The 21,766-nt window shown below is 47.1% G+C and carries 18 protein-coding genes and 1 pseudogene; 17 read left to right on the forward strand and 2 right to left on the reverse strand.

Features of this window, described 5'->3' with window-relative positions:
- The first annotated feature begins 17 nt into the window (after positions 1 to 17).
- Together BHV83_RS05195 and BHV83_RS05200 are read left to right on the forward strand one after the other, a co-directional pair.
- Positions 18 to 2,597, forward strand: coding sequence for a family 78 glycoside hydrolase catalytic domain (locus BHV83_RS05195; protein ID WP_005638205.1), 2,580 nt, complete (start codon positions 18 to 20; stop codon positions 2,595 to 2,597).
- 11 nt (positions 2,598 to 2,608) lie between these two features.
- On the forward strand, positions 2,609 to 4,825 hold the full coding sequence (locus BHV83_RS05200) for an alpha-L-rhamnosidase-related protein (protein ID WP_005638203.1): 2,217 nt from the start codon (positions 2,609 to 2,611) through the stop codon (positions 4,823 to 4,825).
- Positions 4,826 to 5,000: 175 nt separating this feature from the next.
- Here BHV83_RS05200 and BHV83_RS05205 read toward each other — a convergent pair whose 3' ends face one another.
- Positions 5,001 to 6,320 carry a M56 family metallopeptidase gene (locus tag BHV83_RS05205; RefSeq protein ID WP_122205584.1) on the reverse strand — a complete coding sequence of 440 codons (1,320 nt, stop codon included), beginning with the start codon at positions 6,318 to 6,320 and terminating at the stop codon, positions 5,001 to 5,003.
- 20 nt (positions 6,321 to 6,340) lie between these two features.
- The gene (locus BHV83_RS05210; protein WP_122205583.1) at positions 6,341 to 6,700 is read right to left on the reverse strand and encodes a BlaI/MecI/CopY family transcriptional regulator; all 360 of its coding nucleotides are present in this window, start codon (positions 6,698 to 6,700) and stop codon (positions 6,341 to 6,343) included.
- Positions 6,701 to 6,988: 288 nt separating this feature from the next.
- On the opposite strand from BHV83_RS05210, the gene nspC reads away from it, so the two are divergent.
- From nspC to BHV83_RS05285, 15 genes and pseudogenes are all read left to right on the forward strand, one after another.
- On the forward strand, positions 6,989 to 8,128 hold the full coding sequence (gene nspC / locus BHV83_RS05215) for a carboxynorspermidine decarboxylase (RefSeq protein ID WP_122205582.1): 1,140 nt from the start codon (positions 6,989 to 6,991) through the stop codon (positions 8,126 to 8,128).
- 149 nt (positions 8,129 to 8,277) lie between these two features.
- The gene (gene ftsY, locus BHV83_RS05220; RefSeq protein ID WP_005638194.1) at positions 8,278 to 9,231 is read left to right on the forward strand and encodes a signal recognition particle-docking protein FtsY; all 954 of its coding nucleotides are present in this window, start codon (positions 8,278 to 8,280) and stop codon (positions 9,229 to 9,231) included.
- Between the two features lie 20 nt (positions 9,232 to 9,251).
- Positions 9,252 to 10,547: a 30S ribosomal protein S12 methylthiotransferase RimO gene (gene rimO / locus BHV83_RS05225; protein ID WP_122205581.1), complete on the forward strand. Its 1,296-nt coding sequence runs from the start codon at positions 9,252 to 9,254 to the stop codon at positions 10,545 to 10,547.
- An 83-nt stretch (positions 10,548 to 10,630) separates the two neighbouring features.
- Positions 10,631 to 10,921, forward strand: coding sequence for an HU family DNA-binding protein (locus BHV83_RS05230; RefSeq protein ID WP_119215884.1), 291 nt, complete (start codon positions 10,631 to 10,633; stop codon positions 10,919 to 10,921).
- Positions 10,914 to 12,020: an HU family DNA-binding protein gene (locus BHV83_RS05235; protein WP_122205580.1), complete on the forward strand. Its 1,107-nt coding sequence runs from the start codon at positions 10,914 to 10,916 to the stop codon at positions 12,018 to 12,020. Before BHV83_RS05230 ends, BHV83_RS05235 begins: the two co-directional genes overlap by 8 nt.
- Before the next feature lie 158 nt (positions 12,021 to 12,178).
- Entirely contained in the window at positions 12,179 to 13,174 is a 996-nt protein-coding gene (locus tag BHV83_RS05240; protein ID WP_005638186.1) for an AAA family ATPase, read from the forward strand.
- A gap of 105 nt (positions 13,175 to 13,279) precedes the next feature.
- A pseudogene (locus BHV83_RS05245) lies at positions 13,280 to 14,134 on the forward strand (DUF58 domain-containing protein); the annotation flags it as partial.
- A 26-nt stretch (positions 14,135 to 14,160) separates the two neighbouring features.
- Positions 14,161 to 15,123: a hypothetical protein gene (locus tag BHV83_RS05250; protein ID WP_502687957.1), complete on the forward strand. Its 963-nt coding sequence runs from the start codon at positions 14,161 to 14,163 to the stop codon at positions 15,121 to 15,123.
- Between the two features lies 1 nt (position 15,124).
- Complete coding sequence (locus BHV83_RS05255; RefSeq protein WP_055284523.1) at positions 15,125 to 16,111, forward strand: vWA domain-containing protein; 987 nt, start codon at positions 15,125 to 15,127, stop codon at positions 16,109 to 16,111.
- Positions 16,112 to 16,124: 13 nt separating this feature from the next.
- Positions 16,125 to 17,144: a VWA domain-containing protein gene (locus BHV83_RS05260; protein ID WP_005638177.1), complete on the forward strand. Its 1,020-nt coding sequence runs from the start codon at positions 16,125 to 16,127 to the stop codon at positions 17,142 to 17,144.
- A 15-nt stretch (positions 17,145 to 17,159) separates the two neighbouring features.
- Positions 17,160 to 17,912: a tetratricopeptide repeat protein gene (locus BHV83_RS05265; RefSeq protein WP_005642944.1), complete on the forward strand. Its 753-nt coding sequence runs from the start codon at positions 17,160 to 17,162 to the stop codon at positions 17,910 to 17,912.
- A 55-nt stretch (positions 17,913 to 17,967) separates the two neighbouring features.
- On the forward strand, positions 17,968 to 19,782 hold the full coding sequence (locus BHV83_RS05270; protein WP_022322161.1) for a BatD family protein: 1,815 nt from the start codon (positions 17,968 to 17,970) through the stop codon (positions 19,780 to 19,782).
- A 4-nt stretch (positions 19,783 to 19,786) separates the two neighbouring features.
- A complete protein-coding gene (locus tag BHV83_RS05275; RefSeq protein WP_005648908.1) occupies positions 19,787 to 20,554 on the forward strand; it encodes a tetratricopeptide repeat protein in 768 nt (255 codons plus the stop codon).
- Between the two features lie 75 nt (positions 20,555 to 20,629).
- On the forward strand, positions 20,630 to 21,322 hold the full coding sequence (locus BHV83_RS05280) for a phosphatase PAP2 family protein (RefSeq protein WP_122342865.1): 693 nt from the start codon (positions 20,630 to 20,632) through the stop codon (positions 21,320 to 21,322).
- A gap of 115 nt (positions 21,323 to 21,437) precedes the next feature.
- The gene (locus tag BHV83_RS05285; RefSeq protein WP_008153583.1) at positions 21,438 to 21,713 is read left to right on the forward strand and encodes a hypothetical protein; all 276 of its coding nucleotides are present in this window, start codon (positions 21,438 to 21,440) and stop codon (positions 21,711 to 21,713) included.
- The last annotated feature ends 53 nt before the right edge of the window (positions 21,714 to 21,766 follow it).

Consider the following 21,766-nt stretch of genomic DNA (forward strand, 5'->3'; position numbering starts at 1 on the left):
TCAAATCAGATAAAGATATGGTAAAAAAAAACACGCTGTTGATCTGCTCACTTGCCTTCTTCTCGCTGATGGGTTGCAAAGGTAAAAACGAGCTTACGGTTCCGGTGAACCTGCGAACAGAATACCTGCGCGAACCGATCGGTTTGGATACGAAAAGTCCCCGTTTCACTTGGGAATACAAAGGAAGTGAGAAGAACTTTTTGGCTTCCCGTTCGGAAATCCGTATCGGGACCTCGCCGGATAACCTGCAACCGTATACCGATAATATGACATTGGAACCGCATACCCGTTACTATTGGAATGTGACGGTATGGGATCAGGATGGAGACATTTGCGAGACTTCGGAAACGGCTACTTTCGAGACTGCCAAATTCAAGTCGTCCGACTGGTCGGGAAAATGGATAACCGACAGTCACGATAAGGAGTTCGAGCCGGCCCCCATGTTCCGCAAAGCTTTTACATTGGGAAAAGAGATTGAAGAAGCCCGCGTGTATGTGGCTGCCGCTGGTTATTACGATTTGTTTATCAACGGTAAGCGGGTAGGAGAGAACTATCTTGATCCGGGCTATACGCATTTCGACAAACGTATCCTATATGTGACACATGATGTAACCTCTCTTTTAAAACCGGGTGGCAACGCTATCGCTACCGTTTTGGGTAACGGCTGGCACAATGTACAATCCAAAGCTGTCTGGAATTTCGAGACTGCCCGTTGGCGTAACCGTCCCCGGATGCTCTGTGAATTGCGCCTACGCTATACCGATGGTACGACTGAAGTCATCGCCACCGATGAAAGTTGGCGTACCGCGACCGGTCCCTATACCTATAACAACATCTACAGCGGTGACAAATACGATGCCACGTTGGAAGAAAATGGTTGGAACGCGGAAGGGTTCGATGACAGCAAGTGGGATCCGGTACAAGTTACGGAAGCTCCGGCTCCCTTATTGGCCGCCCAGCAGATGCCGGGTATCCGGATTACGGAAGAATTGCAGCCTGTCTCGATGAAGAAGTTCAGCGATAAACTTTATGTATTTTCATTCGAAAAGAATTTTGCCGGTCTGTCCCGATTAAAGGTGAAAGGTGCTCCCGGTACGCGGATCACTTTGAAGCATGGAGAGTTGCTGAAAACAGACGGTCGTCTGGAACAGGGAAATATAGATGTCTATTATCATCCTGTGAAACCGGGAGAGGTTTTCCAGATGGATGTGTTCACACTGAAAGGAACAGGTGAAGAGGAAATCTTTATGCCTTCATTCGCCTATCATGGTTTCCAGCATGTGGAAGTTGAAAGTTCGGCTCCCGTAGTCCTGACAAAAGAGAGTCTGACCGGACTGTTCATGCACACAGCGGTAGAGCCCGTAGGCTCCTTCTCCTGCTCCGATCCGTTGTTGAACAAGATATGGAAGGCGACAATGGAAGCCTATCGTAGCAACCTGCACAGTATTCCGACCGATTGCCCGCAGCGTGAAAAGAACGGCTGGACGGCCGATGCACATGTAGCAATCGACCTCGGCCTGTTAGGTTTCGACGCCATCACCTTGTATGAGAAATGGATGAACGACTTCATTGATAACCAGCGCGAAGCCGGTGAGATCTCCGGTATTATCCCCTCCAGCGGCTGGGGATATGGTGAATGGCCCGGCCCGGTATGGGATGCCGCCATGTTTATCATCCCAAATGCTTTGTATAATTATTATGGTGAGACACGCAGTATCGAGAACCTGTATCCTACGATGTTGCGCTATTTGGATTATTTGAAAGCAAAAGAGAAGGACGGTGGTTACCTGACCTTCGGTTTAGGAGATTGGGTGTACTGGAAGTCTACGACCAATAACACTTATACCTCTACCGCTTATTATTATTTGGATTACACCTTGATGGCCCGTTTCGCCGGACTGTTGGGTAAAGATGCCGCCCCTTATCGGCAGAGAGCCGACGAGTTGAAGGCCTTGGTCAACCGTAAGTTCTTCAATCCCGAAACGGGGGTCTATGCTGAAGGAACCCAGACGGCACAGGCGATTGCCCTCTATTTAGGAATCGTACCGGAAGGTAAGGAGCAGTTGGTCGCCGATAAACTTTGCGAGGTCGTGCGTGCCAACAACCATTTCCTCGATTTCGGCCTGCTCGGAAGCAAGTCTGTTCCGGCCATGCTGACCCGCTACGGCTATGTCGAGGATGCTATGAAGATGATTACGAAGACGGAAGCTCCCTCTTGGGGCTATTGGGTGGAAACGATGGGATATACGACGTTGCCTGAAACCTGGACGTTAAGTCCTGAGTTCCGCGACGCCTCCCTGAATCATGTCTTTATGGGAGATGTCTCTGCTTGGATGATGAATCAGCTTGCTGGTATCAACTACGATGCTGTTGAACCAGGTTTCCGCCATATTCTGATTACGCCTCATTTCGTGGAAAGAGTGAATTGGGCGAAAGGTGAGTATCATTCTGTACGGGGCTTGATTTCGAGCGAATGGAAACGGGAGGGAGGCAAAGTTACTCTTACCGTGACGATCCCGTCCGGCTGTACGGCGGATATCCGTGTCGGCGATAAGACGGAAACAGTCGGGTCTGGTACACATGTGAAAACTTATTAAACGAGAATACCATGAAACATTATTTTCTGTTGTTACTGTTAATCGGATGTATCGCTTCCGGCCATGCTGAATCCGGCTGGAAAGCCCATTGGATCAATACGGAACGTTGTCAGAGCGAGACGAACACCTGGTTGGCTTTCCGTAAAACCGTCCATATAGACAAGGTTCCGCAAACTCTTACCGCTCGCATCGCTGCCGATAGCAAATATTGGTTGTGGATAAACGGTCGCCTGGTCGTCTTTGAAGGCGGGCTTAAACGGGGACCTTCTCCGTATGACACCTACTACGATCCGGTAGAGATAGCTCCTTATTTGCAAAATGGCGAGAATACGATTGCTGTGCTGGTCTGGCATTTCGGTAAAAGCGGATTCAGTCATGTGAACAGTGGTCTGGCTGCCTTGCTGTTTGAAGCTGTCGCTCCTGGTGTCGAGATCGTTTCCGACAAGAGCTGGCAATGCACCGTATATGATGCCTATCAGGATACTGAGGCGCCCTATCCGAATTATCGTTTGCCGGAAAGCAATATCCGTTTCGATGCCAGGATGGAAATGTCCGGCTGGAATCAGCCCGGCTACACAGGCAAGATGCCGAATGCCGAAATTATTTCGTCTGTCGGGGTCGCCCCTTTAGGTAAATTGGTCGAGCGTCCGGTACCCCTATGGAAAGACTATGGCTTGAAACCGTATGTCAGTGTCCGCCGGTCGTCTGCCGGCGATACGCTTTATTGTCGCCTGCCTTATAACAGCCAAGTGACTCCTTATCTGAAAGTGGAAGCTCCTGCCGGCAAGGTGATCCATATCCGGACGGACAACTATGAGGGCGGTTCTCAATACAACGTCCGCGCTGAATATGTCACGCGCGACGGCGTGCAGGAATATGAGAGTTTAGGCTGGATGAACGGTCACGAGATGCAATATATCCTGCCGGAAGGCGTGAAGGTGCTGGATGTGAAATTCCGGGAGACCGGTTACGATACCGAATTTACAGGTTCTTTCAGTTGCAATGATCCGTTCATGAACGAACTTTGGAAACGTTCGGCCCGCACCTTATATATAACGATGCGCGATAGTTATATGGACTGTCCGGACCGCGAACGGGCGCAATGGTGGGGTGACGAGGTGAACGAATTGGGCGAGGCTTTCTATGCCCTTTCTCCCTCTAGCCATAAACTGGCGCTGAAAGGCATCTACGAACTGATGAACTGGCAACGCGAAGACGGTGTGATTTTCGCTCCGGCCCCGGCTGGTAACTGGCGGAAAGAGTTGCCATTGCAAATGTTGGCTTCGGTAGGTTGGTACGGTTTCTATACCCAGTATTATTATAGTGGCGACAGTAGCTTTGTCGCCGGTATTTATGACCGAATGCACCACTATCTGCACGAAGTATGGCAAGTAGATAAGAGCGGCCTGGTTATCGAGCGTGACGGCGATTGGAGCTGGGGTGACTGGGGAGAAAACATCGATATGGGCGTGTTGGTAAATTGCTGGTATTATTTGGCCTTGAAAGCAGAGAAAGCTTTTGCCCTCCAACTTGGAAAAACAGCCGATGCCGATGAGATCGGCCGTATGATGTACAGTATAGGGAAATGCTTCGACACAAAGTTTTGGACAGGATCAGCATATCGCTCTCCCGGCTATAAGGGAGAAACGGACGACCGTGCACAGGCGATGGCTGTCGTTTCCGGTTTAGCTTCCGCTGATAAATATCCTGCTCTGGTAAAAGTCCTGAAGAAGGAATGCCATGCCAGTCCCTATATGGAAAAGTATGTGCTCGAAGCCTTGTTCCAAATGAATGAACCGGCCTTTGCTTTAGAGAGGATGAAGCAACGCTATGCGAAAATGATGGATTATCCTGAATATACGACCTTGTTCGAAGGATGGGGAATCGGTCCGGACGGTTTCGGAGGTGGTACGATCAACCATGCATGGAGTGGTGGCCCTCTTACGTTGCTGAGTCAGAAAGTGTGCGGTATAGAACCTACCTCTCCAGGTTTTCGTTCCTTCAAGGTTTGTCCCCAAATGGGCACTTTGACCGAAGCCTCTGCTACAGTAGATACGCATTTCGGCAAGATAGAGGTGTCGCTGAAACGCAAAGGTAAAAAGATACAGGCCACCCTTTCCGTTCCCGAAGGAACGACTGCCGAAGTCATCTGGCCCGATGGCTCCCGCAAGAATTTCGATCCGGGGCGTCATCAGGCGAAACATGTAGGCCTTAAAGGAAAAAAATAGTACTTTTGTATCATTCTTTCTATTACTCCTCTGCGGGTAAGCCGTGGTAATTTATAAAAACATCTCCCTCTTCGAGAGGAGCGTGGGGCATGTGATCTTCGTTTATCGCCTGGCAGCATTTTTGAAGATTGCATGCCTTTTTTGTGTCCTGCTCAAAAAGGGAAATACTGTCAGGCTACTGCAATCGGTAAGTTAACGGGACTGTGTATTGTACGCGGACGGCTTTCCCACCTTTCATCTTTCCCGGAGTCCATTTGGGCATCGACTTGACAACCCGTAAGGATTCTTCGTCCAATGAGGGATATAAAGCCTGTGTCACTTTGGCGTTTGTAATACTTCCGTCTTTTTCGATAACGAATGTGACGACTACTTTTCCCTGTTTTCCCTGTTGCTGGGCTTCTGCCGGATATTTTATGCTTTTAGCAAGAAACTGCAATAATGCATTTTGCCCACCCGGAAATTCCGGCATGATATCACATGTGTCATAAATCTTGTCTTTTTCCGGTGGAAGCGGATTAGCTGCTTCCATTTTGGAAACAGTAGTGGTGGCGAGAGCAGTCGGCTGTTGGATAACCTCTGCTACCTTTTCATTCAAAACACGTGCCATTGCATCGATATTATTGAGCAATAGCAAGCCTGCGGCCATTGGAACCAGTGCCAGGTATTTCACTTTTCTGGCGTTGTTCGTCCTTTTTTTGTTTAACATAGTAATTCTCTTTTTAAGTGGTAAGACACTGAAATTGTTATATAAATTTGCAATAGCCGTATTGGGATGTTTTACTCCGATCAGATGGTACTGGTATTCTTTTTTGTCGAATCCGGCAAGCATGACCTGTTCATCTGCGATAAATTCATGATTTATACTGATCTCTTTCTTTAGCCACCAGGCAAACGGGTTTAGCCAGCAGGCGATACAGATGATTTCACCAGCCATCATGTCGATCGAATGCCATTGGCGGACGTGTGTTTGTTCATGGATCAAAATGTCATCAAGCCTTTCCCGTTGATGCGGATCGGATGAAATGAAAATCCAGCCGAAAAAGGAGTAGGAGGCTTCCGCTTCCGGAAGGATACAGACTTCAGTGCCGTTCAAAGTAATTTTCCTGCATTTCCGGTGTAAGCGGCAAACAGTGAACAGCTCTGCCAGACATCTGGATAGCAACAGGCCGGCTCCTGCCAGCCAGATAACTTGCATAACCTTGAGCCCGGTTTCTTTCCAGTCGGAGGCGGCTATTTCATTGCTTGCTGTCAGGACTGTTTCTTTAGGTAGCAACCCTGAATAGTAGCCGACTATACCTGCTACGCTTGTCTGGGTGGATAACCAGCCGCTTAAATCCGGTAAAGGGTAAAGGAACGCGATCAGGTAAATCGACAATAACACCCCTCTGCGTAACCTGAAGAACGTATCGTCACGGAATAATAGGCGATAACAGATATATAAAAATGCCAACGCCAGATTTACCTTTAGAAAATAGATTAGTATCGGAGTTATCATATTGATATCTTTATAATTGATTATTCTTCCTTTTCGATCTGATCCATCAAGTCCTGCAAATCGCTTTTGAATAATTTACGATCGCGGACAAAGAAGGAAACCATTTCTTTATAAGAACCGGTGAAATAATTTTGTACGACATTCGACATGAAAGTACGCTTGTATTCCGCTTCTTTCACACGTGGAGAAAAGAGTGTGATCGTTCCGAATTTCTTCGGGGTGACGTACTTCTTTTTTTCAAGGTTCCGGACCACCGATGCCACGCTGGTGTAGGGCGGTTTCGGATCGGGCATTTCGTTCAGTATGTCACGGATGAAACATGATCCTAATTTCCAGATATACAACATTACGCTTTCTTCTTGTGCAGTCAGTCTTTCCATTGTCTTGTTGTTTTTTTGAATTTCAGATTACTATCTTTTCGCAAATCTACTTTATTTTAGTAGATAAGGGTACGTGTCTTATGGTAATAATTGTTAATGAGGAAAAAAGGGCTTCTTGCTTCCGGTGTTGTGGAGGATTTCATTTTCATGCCTGTGTGTTTTGATTTGGACTAACGGATCTTTAGGAAAAAGTACGATAAGAAGAAGGGAGGCGATAAGCCCTGTTCTTGTTTTTCGCTTTTTATTATGTATCTTTGCCCGACAGAATCAAAGAAAAATACTTACCGGATGATAGACTTCAATATGATACCATCTCCCTGTTATGTGATGGAAGAAGAGTTGCTCCGCCGTAATTTGTCACTGATCAAGAGCGTGAAGGAGAGGGCGGGAGTTAATGTAATCCTGGCTTTTAAGGCGTTTGCGATGTGGAAAGCATTTCCGATCGTGCGTGAATATATTCCGTATTCGACAGCAAGTTCGAAGTTTGAGGCCAGGCTGGCTTTTGAAGAGATGGGTAGCCGGGCACATACCTATTCGCCGGCATATACGGAAGCGGATTTCCCGGAGATTTTAAGATACAGTAGTCATGTGACGTTCAATTCGCTTACGCAATTCGAACGTTTCTATCCGATGGTGCAGGCGGACGGAAACCGGGTATCGTGCGGTCTGCGCATCAATCCTGAATATTCGGATGTCGAAACGGATTTGTATAATCCTTGCGCTCCGGGCTCCCGGATGGGAGTGGTTAGCGACCTTTTGGATGGTCTGTTGCCCGACGGTGTCGAGGGCTTGCATTTTCATACGCTTTGCGAATCGAGTTCGTATGATCTGGAAAAGACGTTGGGAGAAGTAGAAAAGCGTTTCGGCCGTTTCCTGCCGCATATCAAATGGTTGAATATGGGAGGCGGGCATCTGATGACACGAAAAGACTATGATACGGAACATCTGATCGGGCTGTTGCAGGCGTTCAAGGCCAAATATCCGAACCTCGAAATCATCATGGAGCCGGGAAGCGCATTTGCGTGGCAAACCGGATTTCTGCTGACGACGGTGGTGGATATCGTGGAGAATCATGGTATCAAGACCGCGATCATAGATGCCTCTTTCACTTGCCATATGCCGGATTGTCTGGAGATGCCCTATAAACCGGTGATTCGCGGGGCTATAGAGCCGGAAGAAGGAAAGCCTGTTTATCGTATCGGAGGAAACAGCTGTCTGAGTGGTGACTATATGGGCGATTGGTTTTTCGAGCAACCCTTGAAAGTGGGTGATAAATTGATATTCGAAGATATGATCCATTATACCATTGTCAAAACGACCATGTTCAACGGAATCCCGCATCCATCCTTGGCTTTGTGGAGCAAGGAGGACCGGCTCGTGATGTACAAGGAGTTCGGCTACGAAGATTACAAGGGAAGAATGGACTGAATCAATTGACAATTAATAAAGAAGAGGAATGTCTGGATTGTAAATCAGGTTGTGCAAATAAAATTGTCGATTGTCAATTGTCAATTGTCAATTATTTAGTAATTTAGCGCACTCATTCAGAAAAGAAATAATTAAGCAATAATTAAGGTATGGGTATTTTTAGCTTTTTCAGTAAGGAAAAAAAGGAAACTCTGGACAAGGGGTTATCTAAGACAAAAGAAAATGTATTTTCTAAGATTACCAGAGCCATTGCCGGTAAAAGCAAGGTGGACGACGAAGTGCTGGACAATCTGGAAGAAGTACTGATTACTTCCGATGTCGGAGTAGATACTACACTGAAAATCATATCCCGTATCGAAGACCGCGTAGCCAGAGACAAATATGTGACGACCAGTGAGCTGACAGCGATCCTGCGTGAAGAGATCGCTTCCCTGCTTACAGAAAATCATACGGAAGACCTGGAGTCGTTTACGGTTCCGGAAGACAAGAAGCCGTATGTCATCATGGTCGTAGGCGTGAACGGGGTAGGCAAGACGACCACGATCGGCAAACTGGCTTATCAGTTCAAGAAGGCCGGTAAAAATGTGTATTTGGGAGCAGCCGATACGTTCCGCGCCGCAGCTGTAGAGCAATTGGTGATTTGGAGCGAACGGGTAGGAGTGCCTATCGTGAAGCAGAAGATGGGTTCCGACCCTGCTTCGGTGGCATTTGACACGTTGAGTTCGGCAAAGGCGAACGGGGCGGATGTGGTGATTATCGATACCGCCGGTCGCCTGCATAACAAGATCAATCTGATGAACGAGCTGACCAAGATCAAGAATGTGATGAAGAAAGTGGTTCCCGATGCACCGCACGAAGTCTTGTTGGTATTGGACGGTTCTACCGGACAAAACGCATTTGAACAAGCCAAGCAGTTTACGGCTGCAACCGAGGTGAATGCTTTGGCGGTTACCAAATTGGACGGAACGGCCAAAGGTGGCGTCGTGATCGGTATTTCGGATCATTTCCGTATCCCTGTCAAGTACATCGGCTTGGGAGAAGGAATGGAGGATCTCCAGGTTTTCAATAGAAAAGAATTTGTAAACTCCCTTTTCGGAGAATAAAGGGAGTTGTACCATAATATATGAGGAAAAATAAGGTAGATATTATAACGCTGGGATGTTCAAAGAACCTGGTGGATTCGGAGCAGCTTATGCGCCAGTTCGTGGCGAACGGGTATACCGTCGAACATGACCCCCATAAGATTAATGGTGAAATCGTTGTTGTGAATACCTGCGGTTTTATCGGAGATGCTCAGGAAGAGTCGATTAATATGATACTCGATCTGGGAGAGGCCAAGAAGAAAGGGAAGATCGGTAAATTGTTTGTCATGGGATGTCTTTCCGAACGGTTCTTAAAAGACTTGGAGAATGAGTTGCCGGAAGTTGACCGTTTCTATGGAAAGTTCAATTGGAAAGAACTGTTGAACGATTTGGGTAAATCCTACCACCGGGAATTGGCTGCCGACCGCGTCTTGACGACTCCCCGGCATTACGCCTACCTGAAGATCGCCGAAGGGTGTGACCGTACCTGTTCGTATTGTGCCATTCCGATCAGTACGGGGCGTTACCAGTCCATACCGATGGAAGAGATCGAGAAAGAGGTTCGCCTGCTGGTGAAACAGGGTGTGAAAGAATTTCAGGTGATCGCCCAGGATTTGACTTATTACGGTTTGGATTTGTATAAACGCCATGCGTTGCCGGAACTGGTGGAACGCATCTCCGATATTCCGGGAGTGGAATGGATCCGCTTGCATTATGGTTATCCGTCCCATTTCCCTTATGATCTGCTCAGGGTGATGAGCGAACGCGATAACGTTTGCAAATACATGGATATCGCCCTTCAGCATATCAGTGACCCGATGTTGAAGAAAATGCGTCGTAACATCACGAAAGAAGAAACATATGCCTTGATACGCCGGATGCGGGAAGAAGTACCCGGCATCCATTTGCGTACGACCTTGATGGTTGGCCATCCAGGGGAAACCGAGCAGGATTTTGAAGAACTGGTCGAATTCGTAAAAGAAGCCCGTTTCGAACGTATGGGCGCCTTTGCTTACAGTCATGAGGAAGGGACCTATTCGTTTAAACATTATACCGATGATGTCGATCCGGAAGTCAAACAAGACCGTTTGGATTATCTGATGCGTATACAGGAAGGCATTTCGGCCGAAGTGAACGGTTCCAAGATCGGAAAGGTATTCAAGGTGATGATCGATCGGGAAGAAGAAGATTTCTATGTCGGCCGTACGGAATTCGACTCGCCGGAGGTCGACCCGGAAATACTTGTTTCTAAAGAGAAGCTGTTGATTCCCGGAATGTTTTATAACGTGCGGATTGACGATGCGCAAGCTTTCGACCTGTATGGAAGCGTACTTTAATTTGACATAAAAACTGCAAAGATGTTTGTCGGTTTACGAAAAAATAACTAATATAGCTGCATAATCTATTAATGGACGCGGATATGAAAAATAAGGAACTGGTTACTGAACTTGCCGCCCGTATGGGTTGGACTGCGCAGGAAGTTACTGAAACGCTTTCTGTCCTGAGTTCCGTCGTCAGTTCGCGTCTGGTAGATAACGACACCATATATTTGCAGGGCTTCGGTCAGTTTGAGGTGAAAAAAAAAGCGGAACGGATCTCTGTCAATCCTTCAAACGGAAAACGGTATTTAGTCCCCCCAAAACTTGTCCCGGTGTTCAAACCCGGAACGACCGTCAAGAATAAACTTAAAGAATTAGGCGACCATGAATAACCGGCTGGCGATACAGGATCTGGCCGGTCTGTTGGCCGAATATACAGGTAAGGACAAGAATAGTTCCGAGCGCTTTTTGAGAGAATTCATAGCGGTCGTGTCGGAAGGTGTCTATACGGATAAACTGGTAAAGGTCAAGGGGCTCGGTACTTTTAAGATCATTCCGGTGGAGAAGCGTGAAAGCATTCATGTGAATACGGGTGAACGTTTTGTAATCCCGGAACATTACAAGTTTTCCTTCCTGCCGGACAAGGAACTGCGGGAGCTTGTTAATAAACCGTTCTCTTTTTTTGAAACGACCGAACTGCGGGAGAATGTCGATTTTACCGATATGGATGTCGTGTTGGACGAACCGGACATAAAAGAGACGGAAGACGAATCGATTGAGGAGATGATACCGGAAGAGAAACATCTTCCCGAAGAAGAACCTGTTGTCTTTTCAGAAGAAGAACCTGCCGGGCAGCCCGAAGATGAAGGGATGGATACCCTTGAACCGGTTGTGGACGAACGTTCAGATAGTTCCGGACCTGACAGTCCGAGCGAAGAGGTAGAAACTGGTCCGGATGCGGAAAGAAAGAAGCCCCGCACGAAGCGGATTGCCGTTGTTTCTATGTTTGTATTCCTTCTTATGCTATTCAATATCGGGCTTTACCTGAATCGCACGTACTTTTTCGAAAAGGAAAAAGAGCCCTTGAGGATTGATACGGTCTTTCCCAAAGGAGAGACTGTTGCGACCGAAGCCGTTCCGGATACGACAATCGTTTTTGCCAATGAAGATTCCTCCCAGACTGTGGGTGAAACAACGGTGGAAAATCCGGAAGTTGAACCCGAAGCCGTTTCGCCTAAAGTCATTGCCCGTGTCAAGATCGAGCCGGGAAGCCGCCTGACGCTGATCTCGTTGAAATATTACGGAAGCAAATTGTTCTGGGTATATCTGTATGAATATAACAGAGCTGTCATAACGGACCCGAATAACGTGCCTATCGGCACTGTGATCGAGGTGCCTGCACCGGAAATGTACGGCATCGACCGTCGTGATCGTTCTTCCATTGAAAAAGCCGCTGCCCGCCAGACTGAGATACTGAGTGGCAAACTGTAATAAAAACTCTCTCTTTTAAGTAAAATAAAACAAAATAGTTCTGTGCAGGTTAGTATTATTTAACTGCGAAAGTGCAGAATACGAATTTAACATTTCTAATTTTGTGCATCTTAAAAAAAGCAAGTAAAAAATAGTAACAATATAATTGAAAAAAATCTATGAGTCAGACAGTAGACATTCGTGAGTTGAACGAGCGAATTGAAAGTAAAAGTTCGTTTGTGAACATGATTACGATGGGTATGGACCAGGTAATTGTTGGACAGAAACATTTGGTTGAATCATTATTGATCGGTCTGCTTTCAGATGGCCATATCCTGCTGGAAGGTGTGCCGGGATTGGCAAAGACATTGGCCATTAAGACACTGGCATCATTGATCGATGCGAAGTATAGCCGTATCCAGTTCACGCCGGACTTACTGCCGGCTGACGTGATCGGTACGATGATTTATAGTCAGAAAAGCGAAGAATTCCAAGTCAAACAAGGTCCAGTCTTCGCTAATTTTGTATTGGCGGATGAAATCAACCGTGCTCCGGCAAAGGTGCAGAGTGCCCTTCTGGAAGCAATGCAGGAACGCCAGGTGACAATCAGCGAAAATACATACAGGTTACCGTCTCCTTTCTTGGTAATGGCGACCCAGAACCCGATCGAGCAGGAAGGAACCTATCCGCTGCCTGAAGCACAGGTAGACCGTTTCATGCTGAAGGTCATCATCAACTATCCGAAGAAAGAAGAAGAAAAGTTGATTATCCGTCAGAATATCTCCGGAGTGAAGCCGGACATCAAACCGATCCTGACGAAGGAAGAGATCCTCGAAGCCCGTAAGGTTGTCCGTGAGGTTTATCTGGACGAAAAGATCGAACGCTATATCGTAGACATTGTGTTTGCTACCCGCTTCCCGCAGGAACATGGTTTGGCAAACCTGGCTAACATGATCTCCTTCGGAGCCTCTCCGCGTGCGTCCATCAGTTTGGCGCTGGCTGCCCGTGCGTATGCCTTTATCAAACGCAGAGGATATGTGATCCCCGAAGATATCCGTGCCGTATGCCACGACGTGATGCGTCACCGTATCGGTTTGAGCTACGAAGCGGAAGCCAATAACCTGACCTCCGAAGAGGTGATCAGCGAAATCCTGAACAAAGTCGAAGTCCCTTAAATAGTTGAAAGTTGAAAGTTGAGAGTTGAAAGTTGCGTAAGCAGCCCGTTTTTAGCTCTCCTTATTAACTCTCAACTTTCAACTCTCAACTTTCAACTGAATAATATGGAAACAAGTGAACTATTAAAGAAGGTTCGACGGATTGAGATAAAGACGCGCGGCTTGTCACGCAATATTTTTGCTGGGCAATACCATTCGGCGTTCAAAGGGCGCGGTATGGCGTTCAGCGAAGTGCGCGAGTATCAATACGGAGACGATATCCGTGATATTGACTGGAACGTGACCGCACGTTACGTCCGCCCATACGTGAAGGTGTTCGAAGAAGAACGGGAGCTGACGGTGATGTTGCTGATCGACGTGTCGGGCAGCAGGGACTTCGGTTCCGTGAATGTAATGAAGAAAGAAGTCATTACGGAGATCGCGGCGACACTGGCTTTCTCGGCTATCCAGAACAACGACAAGATCGGTGTGGTGTTCTTCTCCGACAAGATAGAGAAATTCATTCCTCCTCAGAAAGGGAAGAAGCACATCTTGTATGTCATTCGCGAACTGATCGACTTCCAGCCGGATAAAAAACAGACCAACATTGCACAGGCATTGAAATATCTGACTAATGCGATTAAGAAGCGCTGTACGGCTTTCCTGATCTCCGACTTTATCGACAAAGACGGTTTCAAGGAGGCCTTGACCATCGCCAACCGCAAGCATGACGTGGTGGCCATACAGGTGTATGACCGCCGCGAGACGGAACTTCCGGCTGTTGGGCTGATAAAGATCAAGGATGCGGAAACCGGACAGGAGCGCTGGATAGACAGCTCGTCCGCCCGTGTACGGGCCGCCTACAAGGAATGGTGGGACCGCCGACAGGCTGCCATGAGCGATTCATTCAAGAAATGTCGTGTCGATTCGGTCTCCATCCGTACGGAAGATGATTATGTGAAAGCATTGATTGCTCTTTTTGACGACCACTTGCCGGTGGAACATTCCTGTCCGGCGGGAAAGCATATGCGCAGCAGACGCTCGTTGACGTTCGTGTCGACTCTGCCGCCATACTGATCGGAGAGCAGACTGTTTTACATTTGACGGTAACGGCAGACAAAGATAAGGCCGTCCAGCTTGTCATCCCGCGTGACACGTTGATGGCAGGAGTGGAGGTGCTGGAAATTCCGAAAGCGGACTCCACCTTGATTGAAAACGACCGCCTGCTGATCGAGCAGGACTTGCTGGTGACCTCTTTCGACTCTTCTCTATATTTGTTGCCCCCGTTTATGGTGATCGACGGGGCGGATACCGTTTACTCCAACCAAGTGGCCTTGAAGGTGTCGACGGTTCCTGTCAATGCCGACAAACCGGAGGAGTTTTACGATATTAAAAACGTCTGGAAGCCGCCTTTTGTATTGGCCGATTACTATCCCTGGATATTCGGTGTGTTGCTGACTCTGTTCCTGATCTGTGTGGTTGCCTATGTGATCAAACGTATGCGTAACCGTCAGTCCATCCTGCCGTTCAAGAAGCCGGAACCAAAACTTCCGCCTCACGAACAGGCGATCAAGGAACTTGACGAGATCAAGCAGCAGAAGCTCTGGCAACAGGGGCGTAGCAAGGAGTATTATACATTAATTACGGATACGTTGCGTCGTTATATTGTGGATCGTTTCGGTATCAATGCTATGGAAATGACTTCCGGTGAGATACTTGATATCATCCGTAAGCAGCAGGAGGCGACTTCTGTCTATGAAAGCCTGAAGCAGATCATGCAACTGGCCGATTTCGTGAAGTTCGCGAAGATGAATCCGCTACCCGATGAAAACGACTTGAGTTTGATGAACGCTTATCTGTTCATTAACCAGACGAAGGTGGAAGAGATTCCCGTTCCCGGAGAAGGTGAAAAGGCTGAAGGTGAAGTAAAGTCTGTAGAAAAGAATGATTCAAATATAAGTAAAGAATAAGATGATATTTGCAAATCCTACATATCTGTATTTGTTATTGTTGCTGATCCCGATGATCGGATGGTACGTCTACAAACTGAGCAAGAATCAGGCGAGTTTGCAGGTGTCGTCTACGGAAGGTTTCGATGCTCCGGGAGTAAGCTCCTGGAAAGTCTGGCTCAGGCATGTCCCTTTCATTTTGCGTATGGCGGCGGTAGCTGTCCTCGTCGTGATATTGGCGCGTCCGCAGTCGACCAACAGTTGGCAGAACTCTTCGACGGAAGGTATCGACATCGTGCTGGCAATGGATATCTCGACCAGTATGATGGCGCAGGACTTGAAACCGAACCGTCTGGAAGCATCCAAAGATGTGGCGTCCGCTTTCATCAACGGCCGTCCGAACGATAATATCGGTTTGGTCGTGTTTGCGGCGGAGAGTTTCACGCAATGCCCGTTGACAACCGACCATACGGTCTTGCTGAACCTCTTCAAGGATGTCCAGCCGGGTATAATCCAGGATGGGACGGCGATCGGTCTGGGGTTGGCGAATGCTGTCAGCCGTATCAAGGATAGCCAGGCCAAGTCGAAAGTGATTATCTTGTTGACGGATGGTGTGAACAACCAGGGCGAGATCGCTCCGGTGACGGCTGCCGAGATAGCCAAGACGTTCGGGGTCCGTGTCTATACGATTGGTGTCGGAACGCAGGGCAAGGCTCCGTATCCGTTCCAGACAGCCTTCGGTGTCCAGTATATGGATGTCGATGTGGAGATCGACGAGCCGACCCTGAAGCAGATTGCCGCTACGACCGGCGGACAGTATTTCCGTGCGACGGATAATGCCAGCCTGAAGGAGATCTATTCGGAAATCGATAAGATGGAGAAGACGAAGATCAGCGTGCAGGAATACAGTAAAAAGCAGGAAGAGTACAAGAATTGGGCGATCCTGCTGTTCTCGCTGTTGCTGGTCGAGATATTATTGAGAAATACATTGTTAAGAAATATACCGTAAATATAAAAGGCTTATGTTTCGTTTTGCACATCCGGACTTTTTATACTTGCTCTTCTTGCTTCCCGTACTGGTTGCATTCTATGTGTATGCAATCGTCTTGAAAAAGAAGGCAATCAAGAAATATGGTAATCCCGAATTGTTGGCAGAGTTGATGCCGGAGGTTTCTCCCAAGCGTCAGCATCTGAAGTTTTGGCTGTTGTTCGGAGCCATCACGATGGTTATCATAGTTATGGCCGGACCGCAGTTCGGCTCCAAACTGGAGACAGTGAAGCGTCAGGGAGTGGAGATCATGGTTTGTCTGGACGTATCCAATTCGATGTTGGCAGAAGATGTCTCGCCGGATCGCCTGTCCAAGGCCAAGCAGATGTTGTCCAAGCTGACTGACGGCTTTTCTAATGATAAGGTCGGACTGATCGTTTTCGCAGGAGATGCTTTCACGCAGCTTCCTATCACTTCCGATTATGTCTCGGCCAAGATGTTCCTTTCATCCATCAACCCGTCGATGGTGTCGACACAAGGTACGGCTATCGGCGCAGCTATCAACCTGGCGATGCGTTCCTTTACACCGAGCGAGACATCGGACAAGGCGATTATCCTGATCACCGATGGCGAGAACCACGAAGACGATGCCGTGAAAGCCGCTGCCGCAGCAGCAGAAAAAGGCATTCATGTAAACATTGTCGGCATGGGTGATCCGAAAGGTTCTCCGATCCCGGTGGACGGTAGCAACAACTACATGAAGGATAAGGATGGGAATGTGGTGATCACGAAACTAAATGAAGAGATGTGCCAGGAGATTGCGGCTGCCGGCCATGGGACGTATGTCCGTGCCGACAACACCAATTCAGCGCTTCGTGCACTTCAAAAAGAGATCGATAAAATGAATAAATCGGAACTGGACAGCAAAGTCTATTCGGAATATGACGAACGTTTCCAGACGTTTGCCTGGATCGCATTGATTCTGCTTTTAGTGGATTTCATGACGCTGGACCGCAAGAACCGTGTATTCAAAAAAGTAAAATTATTCTCTTAAAATGCTATGGATAAGATGAAACGTATGCGAAAATCGATTATATGGATGGCGGCATTCATGTTCTGCTGCGGGGCTGTGTTTGCCCAGAAGGCGGAACGTAAGAATGTGCGGGAGGGGAATAAACTTTATGAGACGGAAAAGTTTACCGAGGCGGAAATCGCCTACCGGAAAAGTTTGGAAGTGAACCCGCGTTCGTCCGAAGGAACTTATAACTTGGGGAACGCTTTGTATAAGCAGAAGAAATTCCCTGAAGCTGCTGAGCAGTACCAGTTGCTAGCCGGACAGGGGGAGAAGATGATCGAAACGCCCGAAGGTAAAGCCCGCTTGGCTGAGATTTACCATAATGTCGGAAATATTGGCATGCAGAGTAAAGAGTATGCCAAAAGTGTCGAAGCTTACAAACAGTCTTTGCGCCTGAATCCGAAAGATGATGAAACACGTTATAATTTGGCTTTGGCACAAAAGTTGTTGCACGATCAGCAGAATCAGCAGAATGAAGATCAAAATCAGGATCAGAACGAGGACAAGAAGGAAGATCAGGATAAACAGGATCAACAGCAGCAGAACCAAGATCAGCAACAACAGCAGGATGATAAGAAGCAGGATAAGACACAGGAACAACAGCCGCAGCAGCAGGAACAGATGAGCAAGGATAACGCTCAACAGATGTTGGATGCCTTCCTGCAGGATGAAAAAGACACTCAGGAGAAGGTGAAGAAAGCGCAGGCTCAACAGCAACAGCGTCGTCGCACGGATAAGGAGTGGTAAACGGAAATTGAAAATTAAGAATTAAAAATTAAAAATTAAAAATAAGGATTGAGGAATGAGGAAATTAGTTTTCTTATTTGTTCTCTTTGCAACTTTCGGAGTGGTAGCCAGAGCGGCGGATGTGACGTTCAAGGCTTCTGCTCCGGAAGCTGTTGTTATGGGAGAAACTTTCAGATTGTCGTACACGGTGAATGCGGAAGGTAAGGATATACGTGTACCGGAAATACCGGACTTTGAGGTATTGATAGGTCCGTCTACTTCCACAAATATGAGTACCCAGATCATTAACGGTAAAATGACAACCGAAACGTCATTGACGTTCACCTATATTCTCCAACCGAAGAAAGAGGGTACTTTCAATATCGCACCGGCAACAATCAAGGTCAAAGGCGCCAATTACACATCTAACGCATTGGTGATAAAAGTGCTTCCTCCCGATAAGGCGGAAGAGGCAACCAAAGGCGGTTCGACCGGTACCGGTATCAGTAAGGACGATGCTTTTCTGACAATCGATGTTTCTAAACGGAATGTATATGAACAGGAAGGTATTTTGGTTACGTTTAAATTGTATGTAAGAAAAGATATCGGAGGGATCGACCAGCCTAAGTTCCCCGAATTTACAGGTTTCCTTGCCCAAGAGGTAGAACTGCCGCAAAATAAGCAGCTGGTAATGGAGAACTATAAGGGAAAGAACTACGGGACTGCCATTATAAAACAGACGGTGCTGTACCCTCAGCGTTCAGGGAAGATTACGATCCCTTCCGGGAAATTGGATATTGTTTTGCGTGTGCCCGGACCGGCCAGACAGAGAACCAGCGTATTCGATGATTTCTTCGGTTCGTCGTCTTATATAGATGTAAAGAAAGAATTGACAACGCCCCCTGTAACGATCGATGTCAAGCCGTTGCCGTCGGGTAAACCGGCGTCATTCTCCGGTGCGGTAGGCAATTTCACAATGACCTCCAGCATCAGTTCCAATAATGTAAAGACAGATGATGCCGTTACCGTGAAGGTGAAGATTTCCGGTAATGGAAACATCAAGCTGGTAAAGAATCCGGAAGTCGCTTTCCCGAACGATTTCGACGTTTATGATCCGAAGGTGGAAGTGGACATCAAGACTACCGCGGCAGGAACTTCCGGTACGAAGACGATCGAATATATGGCCATCCCGCGTTACGCAGGCGATTTTGAAATTCCGGCTATCGCATTCTCTTATTTCGATACGAAGACCGGTTCCTATAAGACGATTACCTCCGAACCATACAAACTTCACGTAGAGCAGGGCAAGGGGGGTGGAACATCTTCTCCTGTCGTTTCTAACTTCAGCAACAAGGAAAGTGTTAAATATCTGGGTAAGGATATCCGTTACCTGAAAGTGAACGGCATTCATTTCGTTCCGAATAATGAACTGTTCTTCGGTTCATTCATGTACTATATGTGCTATCTGATTCCGGCAATCCTGTTCATTGTTTTCTTCTTCATCTACCGCAAGCAGGTGAAGGAAAATTCCAACTTGGCATTGGTCCGTACGAAGAAAGCCAATAAGATGGCGGTAAGACGTCTGAAAAATGCCGGCAAGCTGATGAAGGAAAACAAGAAAGAAGAATTCTATGACGAAGTGCTTCGTGCCTTGTGGGGCTACTTAAGCGACAAGTTGAGTATACCTCAGGCCAACCTGACAAAGGATAATGTCGAAACGGAACTGGCAAAGTATGGTGTGGATGACGCTTTGATTAAAGAATTTATGGATATCCTGAACACTTGCGAGTTTGCCCGCTATGCTCCGGCACAGGCTTCGGATGCAATGGATAAGCTATATGAACAGACAGTGGATGCCATTGGTAAAATGGAAAATACAATTAAAAAGTAACGCGATGAAGATGAATATAAATATGAAAAAGATCGTATTCTTTCTGCTGGTTCAATTCGTTACCTTAGGGGCATTTGCTCAAGAGGCGACGATTAAAGAGGCGGAAGTTGCCTATACGAAAGAAGACTATGGCAAGGCTATCGAACTCTACGAAGGGCTTCTGAAAACGCATGGCGAATCGGCTGAGATTTACTATAACTTAGGGAATGCCTATTATAAGGAGAACAAGATTGCCCCGGCCATCCTGAATTACGAGCGGGCTTTGCTGTTGGATCCGGGAGACGGGGATATCCGTTTCAATTTGCAGCTGGCACGTCAGAAGTCTGTAGACAAGATCGAGCCGGTGGGCGATTTCTTCCTGCACCGTTGGTTCGACAAGGTTCAGAACATGGGGGCTGCCGATTCGTGGGCGCAAATCGGTATTGTTTGTTTTATCCTTTTTATCGGCTGTCTGATCCTGTTCTTCTTCTCCAAGTGGATTCATTTGAAGAAGATCGGGTTTTATCTGGGGCTGGTATTCTTGGTGTTGGTCATCTTTGCCAATATCTTTGCCGGCAACCAGAAGGACGAGCTGATAAACCGGAAGAGCGCGATCGTGTTTGCTCCGACAGTGACAGTGAAAAGTTCTCCCGATGCAAGCGGAACCGACTTGTTTATTCTGCATGAAGGAACGAAGGTCTCTATCAAGAGCAAGTTGGGAGACTGGAATGAAATAGAAATGGAAGATGGAAATGTAGGATGGATGCCCAGCAAAGACATGGAAATCATTTAGGATTTGTGATTTATAACTTATGATTTATCATTGACGCATAAATTATAAATCACAAATCACAAATCTCCTTTTTCAATGGTTGAGAAAATACTAATTTACGAACGCGACGCGTTCTTTGCGCTTAACGGCAGCGACTCTGCTTTTCTGGATCGTTTTATGTGGATTTTCACAGGAAAGGCAGTTTGGCTGCCGTTAGCCTTTCTGATCCTGTTGGTTCTGATCTATAAAAAGAACTGGCGCGAGTCATTATTGATCCTGCTGGCGATCGTATTGGTCGTTACGCTGTGCGACCAGTTTGCCTCTCACGTCTGTAAGCCTGTCTTCACCCGTTTCCGCCCGACTCACCATCCTGATTTTATGGATCAGGTGAAAACTGTTTTCGGATACCGGGGAGGACTTTACGGATTTATTTCCAGCCATGCTGCGAACGCTTTCGGTTTCGCGACTCTTATGGCATTGATCATGCGGGATAAGTTGTTCGGCTGGACAATCTTTTTCTGGGCGGTTCTTACTGCTTATACACGAGTTTATCTCGGGGTTCACTTCATTTCGGATATCGTGCCGGGTGCCATTTCGGGTGTGTTCTTCGGTTATCTGGTCTACAGGCTCTATTCTTTCAGCCGTTCGAAGTTGCTTCCTGTGCAGGTGAATAATGAGGAACCACTGTACTCGAAGAAACGTATCCGTCTCATCGTCTATGCAATATATGTGACGATCCTGATTATTATCGTTTTTAATGTACCGCTTGCGGCTTGTTTGCAAAAATGATACATGTCGTAAAGCATATTTATTTATATGGAATAATTTTGTTGCTGTAATTTATAATGACTAAGTTAGTGGCATGAAATTAAACAAAGTAATTAACCTTCAAAATAAGGAAGCCATGACAAAAACTATTACATTTAATGAACTTCGCAGACTGAAAGACAGCCTGCCTGACGGAAGTACTCACCGTATTGCTGATGAACTGGGAATCTCTGTTGAAACAGTTCGCAACTATTTCGGCGGGCATAATTTTAAAGATGGCAAAAGTTGTGGAATACATATTGAACCGGGACCAGACGGAGGCTTGGTAGTGTTGGACGATACCACAATATTCGAGCGTGCTTTGCAGATACTTGCTGAAAACGAGGAAGTGTCGGAAGCACAGCAAGCGTAAAGAAATTCATTTTACAAAGAAATCCCATAGCTGAATCTGAAAAGACGCTGTGG

The sequence above is a fragment of the Parabacteroides sp. merdae-related_45_40 genome, assembly GCF_001915675.1.